Source organism: Streptomyces sp. NPDC047917, from assembly GCF_043204345.1.
Taxonomy (GTDB): domain Bacteria; phylum Actinomycetota; class Actinomycetes; order Streptomycetales; family Streptomycetaceae; genus Streptomyces; species Streptomyces sanglieri.
Window position 1 is genome coordinate 258,847 of the sequence record NZ_JBIDCA010000007.1, and the last position, 12,369, is coordinate 271,215.

The 12,369-nt window shown below is 71.2% G+C and carries 14 protein-coding genes; 9 read left to right on the forward strand and 5 right to left on the reverse strand.

The genetic code is table 11. From position 1 onward, the window contains the following. Window positions 1-99: 99 nt before the first annotated feature. Window positions 100-2,238, forward strand: a complete 2,139-nt coding sequence (locus ACGF8B_RS18985; RefSeq protein WP_392739721.1) for a serine/threonine-protein kinase — start codon at window positions 100-102, stop codon at window positions 2,236-2,238. Between the two features lie 24 nt (window positions 2,239-2,262). On the opposite strand, the gene ACGF8B_RS18990 is transcribed toward ACGF8B_RS18985, so the two are convergent. Beyond that, window positions 2,263-2,646 carry a hypothetical protein gene (locus tag ACGF8B_RS18990; protein ID WP_392739723.1) on the reverse strand — a complete coding sequence of 128 codons (384 nt, stop codon included), beginning with the start codon at window positions 2,644-2,646 and terminating at the stop codon, window positions 2,263-2,265. A gap of 106 nt (window positions 2,647-2,752) precedes the next feature. On the opposite strand from ACGF8B_RS18990, the gene ACGF8B_RS18995 reads away from it, so the two are divergent. The 3 genes from ACGF8B_RS18995 to ACGF8B_RS19005 all read left to right on the forward strand — a co-directional run bounded on the left by ACGF8B_RS18995 (window position 2,753) and on the right by ACGF8B_RS19005 (window position 4,848). After that, window positions 2,753-3,370, forward strand: a complete 618-nt coding sequence (locus ACGF8B_RS18995; protein WP_392739725.1) for a hypothetical protein — start codon at window positions 2,753-2,755, stop codon at window positions 3,368-3,370. An 85-nt stretch (window positions 3,371-3,455) separates the two neighbouring features. Beyond that, window positions 3,456-4,040 (forward strand): cysteine hydrolase family protein, encoded by a 585-nt coding sequence (locus ACGF8B_RS19000; protein ID WP_392739727.1) that lies wholly within the window; start codon window positions 3,456-3,458, stop codon window positions 4,038-4,040. A 157-nt stretch (window positions 4,041-4,197) separates the two neighbouring features. Then, window positions 4,198-4,848 carry a hypothetical protein gene (locus tag ACGF8B_RS19005; RefSeq protein WP_392739728.1) on the forward strand — a complete coding sequence of 217 codons (651 nt, stop codon included), beginning with the start codon at window positions 4,198-4,200 and terminating at the stop codon, window positions 4,846-4,848. A 295-nt stretch (window positions 4,849-5,143) separates the two neighbouring features. Here the strand turns inward: ACGF8B_RS19005 and ACGF8B_RS19010 are convergent, their stop codons facing one another. Then, window positions 5,144-5,893: a class I SAM-dependent methyltransferase gene (locus tag ACGF8B_RS19010; protein ID WP_392739730.1), complete on the reverse strand. Its 750-nt coding sequence runs from the start codon at window positions 5,891-5,893 to the stop codon at window positions 5,144-5,146. Between the two features lie 379 nt (window positions 5,894-6,272). Here ACGF8B_RS19010 and ACGF8B_RS19015 point away from each other — a divergent pair, with 379 nt between their 5' ends. Next, window positions 6,273-6,863: a TetR/AcrR family transcriptional regulator gene (locus tag ACGF8B_RS19015; RefSeq protein ID WP_392739732.1), complete on the forward strand. Its 591-nt coding sequence runs from the start codon at window positions 6,273-6,275 to the stop codon at window positions 6,861-6,863. Between the two features lie 35 nt (window positions 6,864-6,898). Continuing rightward, window positions 6,899-7,519, forward strand: coding sequence for a helix-turn-helix domain-containing protein (locus ACGF8B_RS19020; RefSeq protein WP_392739734.1), 621 nt, complete (start codon window positions 6,899-6,901; stop codon window positions 7,517-7,519). Window positions 7,520-7,625: 106 nt separating this feature from the next. On the opposite strand, the gene ACGF8B_RS19025 is transcribed toward ACGF8B_RS19020, so the two are convergent. Continuing rightward, window positions 7,626-8,312, reverse strand: coding sequence for a GDSL-type esterase/lipase family protein (locus ACGF8B_RS19025; RefSeq protein ID WP_392739735.1), 687 nt, complete (start codon window positions 8,310-8,312; stop codon window positions 7,626-7,628). A gap of 58 nt (window positions 8,313-8,370) precedes the next feature. Between ACGF8B_RS19025 and ACGF8B_RS19030 the strand changes: the two genes are divergently transcribed. The 3 genes from ACGF8B_RS19030 to ACGF8B_RS19040 all read left to right on the forward strand — a co-directional run bounded on the left by ACGF8B_RS19030 (window position 8,371) and on the right by ACGF8B_RS19040 (window position 10,399). After that, on the forward strand, window positions 8,371-9,360 hold the full coding sequence (locus ACGF8B_RS19030) for a WD40 repeat domain-containing protein (RefSeq protein ID WP_392739737.1): 990 nt from the start codon (window positions 8,371-8,373) through the stop codon (window positions 9,358-9,360). 4 nt (window positions 9,361-9,364) lie between these two features. After that, complete coding sequence (locus tag ACGF8B_RS19035) at window positions 9,365-9,925, forward strand: GNAT family N-acetyltransferase (protein ID WP_392739739.1); 561 nt, start codon at window positions 9,365-9,367, stop codon at window positions 9,923-9,925. Between the two features lie 66 nt (window positions 9,926-9,991). Then, window positions 9,992-10,399 carry a DUF4259 domain-containing protein gene (locus tag ACGF8B_RS19040; protein WP_392739741.1) on the forward strand — a complete coding sequence of 136 codons (408 nt, stop codon included), beginning with the start codon at window positions 9,992-9,994 and terminating at the stop codon, window positions 10,397-10,399. On the opposite strand, the gene ACGF8B_RS19045 is transcribed toward ACGF8B_RS19040, so the two are convergent. Further along, complete coding sequence (locus ACGF8B_RS19045) at window positions 10,400-11,008, reverse strand: Uma2 family endonuclease (protein ID WP_392739743.1); 609 nt, start codon at window positions 11,006-11,008, stop codon at window positions 10,400-10,402. Window positions 11,009-11,161: 153 nt separating this feature from the next. Beyond that, complete coding sequence (serC, locus tag ACGF8B_RS19050) at window positions 11,162-12,280, reverse strand: phosphoserine transaminase (RefSeq protein ID WP_392739744.1); 1,119 nt, start codon at window positions 12,278-12,280, stop codon at window positions 11,162-11,164. Between the last annotated feature and the right edge of the window lie 89 nt (window positions 12,281-12,369).

A 12,369-nucleotide genomic window follows, 5' to 3' on the forward strand; every position in this document is an offset into this window, starting at 1 on the left:
GCGGCCTGCTGTAAGTGACCGAATCGCAAGTCCTGTGAGCAGGCCCGGATATGGCCGAGCGTCTAGTCTGTTGCCTCCATGTAGTCCACAGGGGGTCGCATGCACAGCGAGGGTACGGCCGGTCGTGATTCGGGCCACGGGCAGGGCGACGGCTCCCCTCGTGGGGCCGGCGACTTCCTCCGGAGCGACTCCACCGAACACGCTCGGCCGTGGCCGGAGACGCAGCCGACGCAGGAGTCGTCCGAGCCGTCCGGTCAGGCGGCCGCCCCCGCACCGCACAAGGTGATCGACGGCCGTTACGAGCTGCTGCACAGCCTCGGGCGCGGTGGCATGGGCGAGGTCTGGAAGGCCCTGGACACCCGCCTCGACCGGCACGTCGCGGTGAAGGGTCTGCTCGGCCGGGACGCCGTCGGGGCGGCCACGCAGGAGCAGATGATGCAGCGGGCCCGGCGGGAGGCCGCGGCCATCGCCAAGATCAGGCACCAGAACGTGGTGGCGGTGCACGACAGGGTCGAGTCCGGCAACCAGGTCTGGATCGTGATGGACCTGCTCAACGCGCGTTCCCTGGCGGACCTGATGCGCGAGGAGCGGCGGCTGCCGGTGCGGCGGACGGCCGCGATCGGGCTCCAGGTGCTGGGCGGGCTGCGGGCGGTCCACGAGGCGCGAGTGGTCCACCGTGACGTGAAGCCGGCCAACATCCTGTTCGCCAAGGACGACTTCGCGATCCTGGCGGACTTCGGCATCGCGACCTTCGACGGCGCCGTCCCGCTCACCAGAGCCGGTGAACTCATCGGCACCTTCAAGTACCTGGCGCCCGAACTGCTCGGCCAGACGTCGCAGGTGAGCGCCGCGACCCCGGCGTCCGACCTGTGGTCGCTGGGCGTCACGCTGTACGAGATGGTCGAGGGCAGGCACCCCTTCGACCGGCCGAACGAGTACGAACTCCTGGTCGCCGCCTGCCAGTCCGCCCCGCTCCCGATGGAGCACGGTGAGGAGCTGGCCGAGGTGGTGGGGCAGCTGATGCACAAGGACCCGCGGCGGCGGCTGAGCGCGGAGCGCGCGGAGGAACTGCTCCAGGAGATCCTGCGCACCTCCACCGCGAAACCGGATCCGGTACGCCCGCCGGCCCCGGTGGCGGAGAAGCAGACGAAGCCACAGGCGGAGGTGGAGGCAGAGCAGGCGGAGGCGGAGCAGGCGGAGGCCGGTAAGGCGGAGGAGCCCGCTCCGGACCCCGCTCCGGCCCCTGCCCCGGACCCCGCCCCCGTACGGCCGCAGGTGCCGCCCCCCTCCCCGCCGCAGGCGTCGCGCAAGCGCGTGCCCGGCCGGCGGAAGCTCACGGCGGTCGCGGTGTGCGCGGCGCTGGTGGCCGGTCTCGGATGGTTCGCCGTGGAGCAGTTGCGGGAGGACGGCGACCCGGACACGGGCGGCCGTCCGGGCCAGGGGCCCGTGTCGGAGCCGTACATCAAGACGCACCCGGTCCTGAAGGTGGGCGTCAAGGCCGACCAGCCCGGACTGAGCGAGAAGACCAAGGACGGGAAGTACCGCGGGTACGAGATCGATGTGGCCTACGCCATCGCACAGGACATGGGCTACAGCCGCGACAAGGTCACCTTCGAGCCCGTGAGCAGCGAGAACCGGAGCACGATACTGGAGAAGGGCGATGTGGATCTGGTCATCGCCACCTACAGCATCACGGACGAACGCAAGCACGCCGAGGCTCCCGACTACAGCGTCGCGTTCGCCGGTCCGTACTACGTGGCGAGCCGGAGCTTCATGGTCCGCAAGAAGGCGAAGGCGGTGTCGATCGACGACACCAGAGTGCTGGAGAAGAAGCAGCTCGAAGTGTGTACGGCGCGGAGTTCGACGTACGAGGCGTGGCTGCCCAAGGCGGGCTACAACATGACGGAGTCGCTGCCGAGCGGCTACGACCGGTGCGTACACGACCTGCTGGACCCGATGTCGCCGGTCTACGCGGTGAGCACCGACGACGTCATCCTCGCCGGGTTCGTCAAGAACGACCCCACCGAGCTGAAACGGCTGGACAGCGGTCCGGGCGCGGAGGGCTACGGCGTCGCGATGAACCCGGACGAGAAGGGGCTGAAGGGGGAGGTGTGTTCGTCTCTGAAGAAGATCATGACGGACGGTGTCTGGGAGAAGCTGTACGCCGACCACCTCGCCCCGCTGCTGAACAGGGTGAGCCCGCCGAACAAGCCGAAACTGACGGAATGCCCGTCCTGAAGCCCTGATCCGCGGGGCTCCGGCTCAGCGGTCGGCCACCCAGGCCGCGTCGGCCGGCGGCCGGCCGGTGGCGAGGACGTGGCGGACGATCCGGAGGGCTTCGTCGAGTGGCACGGTGTCCGTGTCGGGGTACTCGTCGGCCTGCCCGTTCGACAGCTCGAACCCGTCGCTCCACCCCTCTGCCCCGGGGTCCGCGGCGTGCTCGCCGGGATCACCCGGATGGTCGATCAGCATCACCATCGCCCGCTCGGTGTTGCTCACGACGTACAGGGTCTGCCCGGACGAACTCTCCAGCAGCGACTCCAGCTTCCCGTCGGCGATCCTCACCCGAAGCGCCTCCGCCACGGTGTCGGCGGCCACGGCACCGCCACCGGCACCGCCACCGGCAAAGCTCCACGATTCCGCCATGCTCAGGACGATCCCACACCCCGCCGTGCGGAGGCGTCGTGGGGCGTGGGGCGTGGGGGCGAGAACGACCGGGAAGCCGGCCCGGCCCGCCCGGTAGCCTCACGCCATGGGGCTCGACATCACGGTGGTGATCGCCGACTGGTCATGGCTGGGCGAAGTGGCGGCGCGCGAACGGCTGTTGAGGCTGAGGAACGCCTGGTACGCCGAGGAGACCGGCCTGTGGGAGCACGACGCCCCGGTGGTCGAGGGCGACTGGGAGTGGCCGAAGGGGCCGAACGGCGACCGCTTCGCCCTCTACGAGTTCCTGCGGACCCTCGGCTCGTACAAGCCGCATTTCTGGGCCACGCACCACTGGGAACGCGTCCGCGACCACGCCGATCCGCTGCTGCGGGCCGGGCTGGACACCTTCCTGCTCGGACTGATCTGGGAAGGCATGGACGGCGAGTCGGGGGAGACGGACGCCGGCTTCTTCTCCGGCGAACCGGAGGTCGCTTACGGCCTGTTGGTCGCGTGCTCCCCGGACAGCGTCCGGAGGCTGGCCACGGTCTGGCAGGACGTACGGCCACGGCTGGGCGGGCTGCGTGAGGCCTTCACCGGGTACGCCGCCACCCCCGACGGCAGGGGCGCCGACTTCGACTCGTTCGCCCTCCTGCTGGCGGAGTGGGGCCGCGTCCTCACCGAAGCCGCCGGGCGGGGCTGGGGTGTTGTGGGGCTGAGCGAGTAGGGCCGCGTCCGCCGGCGGTCTGCGGGGGCGCCCCACGGCCCAAAACATGTGGAGGTGCGCCGCTGCCCGCGGACATGATGACGGCATGAGCGATCACGCACTTCCCGTACAGGCACTGCTCGTTGTCGACGTCCAGGCGGACGCGGTCGAGGGAGACCGGGCGGTGCCCGAGGCGGCGCGGCTGCTGGACCGGACCGCGGATCTGATCACACGGGCACGCAGCGGAGGGGCGCTCGTCGTCCATGTGCAGAACGACGGCCCGCCCGGGGCGGGGGACGAGCCGGGTACGGCCGGGTGGGAGCTCCACCACCGCGTCGATGCCTCGGGCACGGAGGTCGTCGTCCGCAAGACCCGGGACGACGGGTTCCACGGAACGCCCCTGGGCGGCCTGCTGACCGATTCGGGGGTGCGGGCGCTCGCCATCTGCGGGGTGATGTCGGAGATGTGCGTACAGGCGACGGCCCGTACCGCCCTGGAGCTGGGGTACCGGGTCGTCATGCCGCACGACGCCCACGCGACGCACGACATCCCGGCCGCGCCCGGAATCAGTGACCGGATCCCGGCCGCAGCGGTCTCGCGGGTCGCCGAGTGGGCCCTCGGCAGTGACGTCGAAGTCGTCGCGCGCGCCGCGGACGTGGCCTTCACCGCGCTGCCGGTGCGAGCCGCCTGAACCGGCCGGCGCGCGCCGTGTTGTGGCGGATCGGACCGGTCGGCGCGGTCCGGGAACCGCGGCGCCCGCTCCTGTCGTCATCACGCCCGCGCCACCATGCGTGGACCCGCACCGAGTGCCGAGCGGGCCGCGCCACACACACGGACCAAGGAGCAGCATGAGCGTTAACGGCAGCACGCGACCCCTCAGCGGCAGCCGAAGAAGCACCGTTTCCTCGCCGCGCCGAGGCTCTCGTGCGACTCTCCTGAACGGCTCGAAGGCAGTGCTGGCCCTCGCACTCGTCCTGGCGGCCGCCACCGCGTGCAGTAAGTCGTCCGACGACGGAACGCACGAGGCCAAGGACTGGAAGGCCGGCGACTGCGCCGGGCCCGACAGCAGCAAGAAGGACGCCTACCAGCCGCTGGACTGCGGCGACTCCAAGGCGACGCTCAAGGCGCTGGAGATCAAGGACGGCTCCATGTTCGCCGACTCGATCCAGTGCCCGGCCGGCACGGACGCGATCATCTCGGTGAAGGTCTCCTTCGGTTCGGGTGACGCCAGCGCCGGTATCCCCAGCAAGACCATCTGCGGCCGCAACCTGAGCGGCGACCACCCCGGTGACGCCGGTGCGGGCGGCGGGCAGTTGGTCAAGGGCGACTGCGTGGACGACCAGGCCAAGGAGGTCGCTTGCGGGAGTGGTGGCAGCGGAGTGACCAAGGTGCTCGACCTGACGAAGACCGCCAAGGAGTGCCCGGCCGGGAGCAAGCCCCTGGAGCTGTTCCCGAGCCCCGGCCGCCCCTACGACGCCATCTGCACCGGCAAGGCGTGACGTACGAGGCGTGATGTACGAGGCGTGATGTACGAGGCGTGACGTACGAGGCGTGACGTACGAGGCGTGATGTACGAGGTGCGACGTGCAGGACGTGACGTGCAGGACGTGACGTTCCGGGCTTGATGTACCAGGCTTGAAGCGGACACCACGGCCGGTGGAGCGGGTGCTCCACCGGCCGTGGCATGTCCGCGGGACGGGTTCGCGATCCGGTGCTGGCGAGGAGAAGCGGTGCCCGGGACGGGCGGCCCCGGCGGGGCGTACGCCTGCGTCCGAAGCCCCGGCGGGCGATCCGTCAGACGGGCTTTTCGGCGGGCCGGTGGAACAGGGCCGTCCAGAGGAAGGGTTCGCCGAAGAGCGGGGAGCCGGACGGTTCGTCGCGCATCCGGCGGAGTTCGGTCTCCGTCAGGCCGGAGAAGATCCGGCGCAGCGACTCCGGTGCGTAGGCGAGGCCGCCCTGGAGCCCGCCCCTCTCGTAGAAGGCCGCGTCGGGGAGCTCGGAGCCCATGCCGCCCTCACCGGCCGCGAAGCAGGTGAGGGCGAAGCCGCCGCCGGGGGCGAGGACCCGGTCGAGCAGCGCGAGATAGCTGACGCGGCGGTGCGGCGGCAGGTGGTGGAAGCAGCCGGAGTCGTACACGAGGTCGTACGGGCCGGTCAGCTCCGTCGCCGTGAGGTCGAAGACGTCGCCGTGGTGGAACCGGACGTCGACCCCCGCCTCGCGGGCCCGGTCCCCGGCCCAGGCGAGGGCGGACGGCGACAGGTCCACCGCGTCGACCTCGAAGCCCAGCGACGCCAGATGGACGGCGTTGCGGCCCGGCCCGCAGCCGAGTTCGAGGGCGCGGCCCGGCGCGATCAGACCACGGTCCACGTACGAGACGAGGTTCTCGTCCGGCTTCGCCACGAAGAACGGCACGGACCGTTCCCGGTCCGCGTAGAAGCCGTCCCACCAGGAGCCGGCCCCGGCCGTCCACCGGTCGCCGTCCTGTGCGAACAGACCGTCCATGAGCCGGAGTACGTCATCCGTCGTGCATATGTTCCGGTCCACGTGGACCCCCTTTCCACACGTTCGAATCGTAGATTCGCAGGGCCCCCGGGCCCAGTTGGGCGAAGTCCCGCGAAACCTCCCGGCGGCAGCCTGGCGGGCGGGTACGGGCGGGGCCGACAACCCCGGTCGCACCGGCCCGGATCGGGGGCGGGGGCGCCTGCGCCGAGGCGTGAAGGGGCAGGTCTCGCGCCCCCCGAGAGTTGTTTCTTGGGGAGTTCCGGAGGCGGGGGAGCGCGGGAAGTGATGGAGTCCGGAGTGCGTGGCGGACCCACCACCGACGTGGCGGAGCGGGAAGAGTGGCAGCAGCGGTAAGGACGACGAAGGAGGACCGATGGCGGGTGTCGTGGCGAGCCGGCGGAGGAAGACGGTTCGGCAGCCCATGGAGCTCCTGGGAGCACGGGACCGACTCCTGAGGGCGGGGCGCGAGTTGTTCGGCGCGTACGGGTACGCGCACACCGGGATCGAGGAGTTGTGCGCCCGCGCGAAGGTGCCCGGCCACGTCTTCCAGCAGGAGTTCCTCTCCCGGGAGGTGCTGCTGATGGCGCTCTACGACGAGGTGGCGACCCACGGGCTGCGCGCGGCCGAGAACGCCCTGATGGCGGAGGGCATGGAGGACTGCCCGACGGCGGAACGGGTCCGGCTGCTCTTCGCCGCCTATGTGAAGGCGGTCACCGAGGACCCGTGCGCGGCCCGGGTCGCCTTCGTCGAGGTGCTCGGGGTGAGCCGGGAGGTGGACAACCACCTCGCCACCTGGCGGGCGATGTGGATCGAGTTCCTGACGTCCGAGGCCGAGCGGGCCGTGCGCCGGGGCGAGGCGGAGCCGAGCGACCACAAGGTGACCGTCACGGTGCTGAACCACGCGGTGGACGAGCTCATGGCCCACCACGGCCGCCGCCCCCGCCAGGTCGACGCCGAGTGGCTGACCGACGAGCTGACCCGGCTCTCGCTGGCGATGATCCTGCCGTCCTGACGCGCCCGCTTGCCGGGACGGCAAATAATGGGCGGATGGACGACGGCGCACAGCACGCGGAACAACCGGACGACGAGATCACGACCGTCCTGACAGGCGTCGGCCCGCGCCTGCGGGCCCTGCGCCAGGAGCGCGGCACGACCCTGGCCCAGCTCAGCGAGACGACCGGGATCTCGCTGAGCACCCTCTCCCGTCTGGAGTCGGGCGGCCGCAAGCCCACCCTCGAACTGCTGCTGCCGCTGGCCAAGGCGTACGGGGTCCAGCTGGACGAGCTGGTCGGCGCCCCGGCCACCGGCGACCCGCGCATCCACTTCCGCCCCTTCGTCCGTGACGGCATGACCTTCGTGCCCCTCACCCGGCACCTCGGCGGACTGCACGCGTACAAGCAGATCCTGCCCGGCGGCCGCGGGGCCACCGGGCCGCTGGAGCAGCGGGTGCACGAGGGGTATGAGTGGCTGTACGTGCTGGCGGGGCGGTTGCGGCTGCTGCTGGGCGAGCACGATCTGGTGCTCATGGCCGGCGAGGTCGCCGAGTTCGACACCCGTACACCGCACGCGTGGGCCAGTGCCGGGCCCGAGCCGGTCGAATTCCTCAGCCTGTTCGGGCAGCAGGGCGAGCGGATGCACGTACGGGCCCGGCCCACCTCGGACCGCTAGGGCCTTTCGTTTGGATCAGGCCGGATCAGGCACCGGGGCACGCGAGCCCGGCATGATCCAAACGAAAGGCCCTAGGGCCCTTCGGCCCGGGTCGTGCCGGGTCTTCTCATGGCCGGGGCGTGTACGGGCCGCCCAGCCCCCAGGCCTGGTGCATCGCGTCGGCGAACGCCGCCGCCAGCGCGTGCTCGCCGGTCGGGCCGGGGTGGGTGCCGTCGTACGTGTCCTCGTGGATGTCGTACCCCGGCGGGCGGGAGGCCAGCAGGACCGGGGACATCGGGTCGTCCAGGTCGGCGACGGCCTTCGCCAGGAGCTCGTTGAAGCGGTCGCACTCGGCGGCGAACGGGGCGTCCGACTCGGCCCGGATGTTCGGTATCACGGGCAGCAGGACCAGCTTCACGCGTGGGTTCGCGGTGCGCGCCGCCGCGATGAACGCCCTTGCGTTCAGGGCGGTCCGGCCGCTGTCCGTGTAGAACCCGAGGTCTATCAGGCCGAGCGAGACGAGCAGCACGTCGGTGCCGTGCGCGGCCACCGCGTCGGCGATCACCGGCGCCATGTGCAGCCAGCCCTCGCCCCAGCCGGCCAGGTGGGTGCGGGCCCCGGCGGGGAAGTCCGGCGCGCCGTACTCGTGACTGACGGGCCCGCCCGCCCCGGTGTCGTACAGCTCGCTGCGCGGTCCGACGATCGTGAACGGAGCACCGAGAGTGGCATCGAGGTGCTGCCACATCCGGTAGCGCCAGGTGAAGTCGCCGGCGCAGCCGATGGTCATGGAATCGCCGACAAACGTGAACCGCATGGCGTCATCATCGCGGATCACTCCCACGGCCTGCGACGTGACGATGGACACTTGTGCCATGCGTTCGTACCTGACTGTGTCCGGAGCCGCCGCGCTCCTCCTGTTCGCCGGGGCGGTTCCGGCCGTGGCCGACGACGGGGCCGACCGGAGCTTCACGATCGAGGACCCCCGGATCACCGAGTCCAGTGGTCTCGCCGCGAGCCGCGCCCACCCCGGCATCTACTGGACGCACAACGACAGCGACGACGGGCCGTACGTCTACGCCGTCGACTCCCGGACCGGGAAGACCGTCGCGACGATCACCATGAAGGGGGTGGGTGAACCCCGCGACGTGGAGGCCATCTCGCTGGGGCCGGACGGCGATCTGTACGTCGGTGACATCGGCGACAACCTGAACGGCAGCTGGGACCACGTCTGGATCTACCGCTTCCCGGAGCCGAAGGAGCTGAAGGACGCGACGGTACGGGCCACCCAGTTCGACGTGAAGTACGCGGACGGCCCGCGCAACGCCGAGGCGCTGATGGTCCACCCGAAGACCGGACGCGTCTACATCGCCTCGAAGAACGAGGACGGCGGCGGACTGTACGAGGGCCCCGCGAAGCTGACCACCGGCGGCGCCAACGTGTTCCGGCGGGTGGGCGAGGTGCCGTGGGTGACGGACGGGGCGTTCTCGCCGGACGGCAAGGAGCTGGTGCTGCGCTCCTACTTCAGCGCCCGCGGCTACGTCTTCGAGAACGGCAGGCTCGGCGCCGACACCGCGGTCCGGGCGCCGATCCAGCGGCAGGCGGAGTCCGTGACGTACACGGCGGACGGCTCGGCGCTGATGTTCGGCTCGGAGGGGGAGCAGAGCGACGTGGAGCGGGTGGACGTGGCGGGCGGCGGGGGCGGAGGGCAGTCGCCGGCCAGGGGCGGCGACTCGTCGGCCTCCTCGGCCGGAGCGGGGAGCGGAGGCACCGGGGACGTGAAGGGGACGACCCTGACCGGGGCGCTCGTCCTCGCCGGGATCGGATTCCTGGTGGTCATGGGGCGGCGGCGGAAGACAAAGTGAGCGCATGATCCTTGAACCCGGCCCCTTCACCACCGCACGGCTGGACGCGCTGCCGCTGCGGGTCGCGTACGCGGACGAGATGGCGGCGGTGCTCGGCGACCCGGCCCTGCACACGTACACCGGGGGCGCCCCGGAGACCGCCGACGGGCTGAGGGCCCGCTACGCACGCCAGACCGCCGGTTCGCCGGATCCCGGGGTGCGGTGGTGGAACTGGGTGCTGCGGGTACGGGCCGAGGGCCGCCTGGCCGGATACGTCCAGGCGACGGTGGACGTGCCGGGCGCGGCGGCGGAGATCGCCTGGGTGGTCGGGACGCGGTGGCAGGGGCGGGGGTACGCGAAGGAGGCCGCGGAGGGGCTGGTGGCACACCTGCTGGCGGGAGCGGGAGCGGGGACGGGAGCGGGAGCGGGAGCGGGAGCGGGAGCGGGGGTGGTGCGTACGGTCCTCGCCCACATCCATCCGGACCACGACGCCTCCGCCGCCGTGGCCGGGGCGGCGGGACTGGCGCCCACGGAGCGGTGGTGCGAGGGCGAACGGCGCTGGGAGCGGGGCGCAGGAGAGCACTGACCCGCCGTTGTCAGTGGTGGATGCCAGAGTGGCGTACGTAAGCAACGCACTTGCGGAGGGGACCTCATGGGCACCTGGGACACCGGCCATTTCGACAACGACACCGCTGCGGACTTCTCGGGGCGGATCGATGACGCGCCCGAGGCCGGGAAGGAAGCGGTGATCCGCAAGGCCCTGGAGGGGGCGGTCGCCCCCACGGACTACCTGGACAGCGACGAGGCCGTGATCGCCGTCGCCTCGGCCGCCCTGGTAGCCGCCCAGTGCCCGGGAGGTGAGCCGGTGACCACCGCGTACGGCCCCGACAAGCCGCTGCCCGTCCTCGCGACGGACCTGCGCCCCCTCGCGGTGAAGGCCCTCGACGCGGTGCTGGGCGAGGACTCGGAGCTGCGCGAGCTGTGGGACGAAGCGGGGGACAAGGAGTGGGCCCCGGGCATAGCCCGGCTCCGGGAGGTGCTGGTGGCGGCGGGCGAGTGATCAGGAGCGGCGGCGGCCGGCCCGGATGAGCTGGTCGACGTCGAGGGTCACCGGGGCGCCGATCGACTCGGGCAGGGTGACGGTCTGCCCGGGGGCGTACACCTCGTGGCTGTCGTAGCCGCCGCCCATGGGCTCGGTCAGGACGTGCAGTCGGCCGTGCTTGCGGTCGACGATCACGTACACCGGGATCTTGGCTTCGGAGTAGACGGCCACCTTGTTGCGCAGATCGCTCCGGTAGTTGCTGGACGTTACTTCGAGGACGAGGCGGAAGACGGCGGGGTCGTAGCAGTTGTTCTCGACCAGATGCTCGTCGAAATCGGCGTCGACGAGCGCCAGGTCGGGGATGGCGTAATCCTCCGGGCCGCCGGGGAGCCACAGGCCGATCCCTTGGAGGACGCGGGTCTCCTCGCCGTGAAGGCCTGCGGCCAGGAAAGGGACCATGAGCGTGGTCAGTGCGTTGGCGTGCGGTCCGTCCGGGGGCGGTGCCGCTGTGATGACGCCTCCGATGATCTCGACACGGCAACCCGGGTTCTGCTCCGCGAGCCTGTTGGCCGTGGCGAGCAGCGATTCCGGTTCACCGTCACAGGGGCGCTCGACTGCTTCAGACATTGCGGGCCTCCTGACGGGGTGATGTCGAGGTCATCGTCGTAGGCCGATCCGATCGCCCGTGCCCGAAAGCCGTTCCGCCACCCGACCGAGTGAACGACGAAGGGCCCCGCGCACCGGCGCGAAGCCCTTCCTCGTACGAGGTACGAGTACGCGTTACAGCTTCTCGATCACGTAGTCGACGCAGGCGGTCAGCGCCTGGATGTCGGCCGGGTCGATCGCCGGGAACATCGCCACGCGCAGCTGGTTGCGGCCCAGCTTGCGGTACGGCTCGGTGTCGACGATACCGTTGGCGCGCAGCACCTTGGCGACGGCGGCCGCGTCGATCTCGTCCGCGAAGTCGATCGTGCCGATGACCTGCGAGCGCTTCGCCGGGTCGGTGACGAACGGGGTCGCGTACTTCGACTCCTCGGCCCAGCCGTACAGGTTCTGCGCCGAGGCGGCCGTGCGGCCGGTGGTGAAGTCCAGGCCGCCCTGGGTGTTCATCCAGGTCAGCTGCTCGTTCAGCAGGAACAGCGTGGCCAGGGCGGGGGTGTTGTACGTCTGGTTCTTCAGGGAGTTGTCGATCGCCGTCGGCAGCGAGAAGAACTCCGGGATGTGCCGGCCCGAGGCGTGGACGCGCGCGGCGCGCTCCAGGGCCGCCGGGGAGAAGACACCGATCCACAGGCCGCCGTCGGAGGCGAAGGACTTCTGCGGCGCGAAGTAGTAGACGTCCGTCTCGGCGATGTCGACCGGCAGGCCGCCCGCGCCGGAGGTGGCATCCACCACGACCAGGGAGCCCTCGTCGGCGCCCGCGACGCGCTTGATCGGCGCGGCGACACCGGTCGAGGTCTCGTTGTGGGTGAAGGCGTAGACGTCGACGCCCGCCTCGGCCCGCGGGTCCGGGTGGGTGCCCGGGTCGGAGGCGATCACGGTCGGGTCGGCCAGCCACGGGGCGAGCTTGGCGGCCTTCGCGAACTTCGAGGAGAACTCACCGAAGTTGAGGTGCTGGGACTTCGTCTCGATGAGCCCGTGCGTCGCGATGTCCCAGAAGGCGGTGGAGCCGCCGTTGCCCAGGATCACCTCGTAGCCCTCGGGGAGGGAGAAGAGGTCGCGCACGCCCTGACGCACCGCGCCGACCAGGTTCTTGACCGGGGCCTGGCGGTGGGACGTACCGAGAAGAGACGTGCCGGTGGCGGCCAGCGCGTCGAGCGCCTCCGTCCGCACCTTGGAAGGACCGGCGCCGAAGCGTCCGTCGGCGGGCTTGATGTCAGCGGGAATCTGGATATCGGCCACGAACCGGAGCGTAGTGCCTCCCGGACACGGCCGAGCGCCGTGTCCGTCGGATGAGACGCCCGCTCCGGTCCGTGGACCGCGTACGGACC

Excerpts from the sequence above, each read along its gene's own strand:
- ACGF8B_RS18990 (WP_392739723.1), bottom strand. The coding sequence starts at position 2,646 with ATGGCGGAATCGTGGAGCTTTGCCGGTGGCGGTGCCGGTGGCGGTGCC.
- ACGF8B_RS19005 (WP_392739728.1), top strand. The coding sequence starts at position 4,198 with ATGAGCGTTAACGGCAGCACGCGACCCCTCAGCGGCAGCCGAAGAAGC.
- ACGF8B_RS19025 (WP_392739735.1), bottom strand. The coding sequence starts at position 8,312 with ATGCGGTTCACGTTTGTCGGCGATTCCATGACCATCGGCTGCGCCGGC.
- ACGF8B_RS18985 (WP_392739721.1), top strand. The coding sequence starts at position 100 with ATGCACAGCGAGGGTACGGCCGGTCGTGATTCGGGCCACGGGCAGGGC.
- ACGF8B_RS19040 (WP_392739741.1), top strand. The coding sequence starts at position 9,992 with ATGGGCACCTGGGACACCGGCCATTTCGACAACGACACCGCTGCGGAC.
- ACGF8B_RS19035 (WP_392739739.1), top strand. The coding sequence starts at position 9,365 with ATGATCCTTGAACCCGGCCCCTTCACCACCGCACGGCTGGACGCGCTG.
- ACGF8B_RS19015 (WP_392739732.1), top strand. The coding sequence starts at position 6,273 with ATGGAGCTCCTGGGAGCACGGGACCGACTCCTGAGGGCGGGGCGCGAG.
- ACGF8B_RS19020 (WP_392739734.1), top strand. The coding sequence starts at position 6,899 with ATGGACGACGGCGCACAGCACGCGGAACAACCGGACGACGAGATCACG.
- ACGF8B_RS19000 (WP_392739727.1), top strand. The coding sequence starts at position 3,456 with ATGAGCGATCACGCACTTCCCGTACAGGCACTGCTCGTTGTCGACGTC.
- ACGF8B_RS19045 (WP_392739743.1), bottom strand. The coding sequence starts at position 11,008 with ATGTCTGAAGCAGTCGAGCGCCCCTGTGACGGTGAACCGGAATCGCTG.
- ACGF8B_RS19030 (WP_392739737.1), top strand. The coding sequence starts at position 8,371 with ATGCGTTCGTACCTGACTGTGTCCGGAGCCGCCGCGCTCCTCCTGTTC.
- ACGF8B_RS18995 (WP_392739725.1), top strand. The coding sequence starts at position 2,753 with ATGGGGCTCGACATCACGGTGGTGATCGCCGACTGGTCATGGCTGGGC.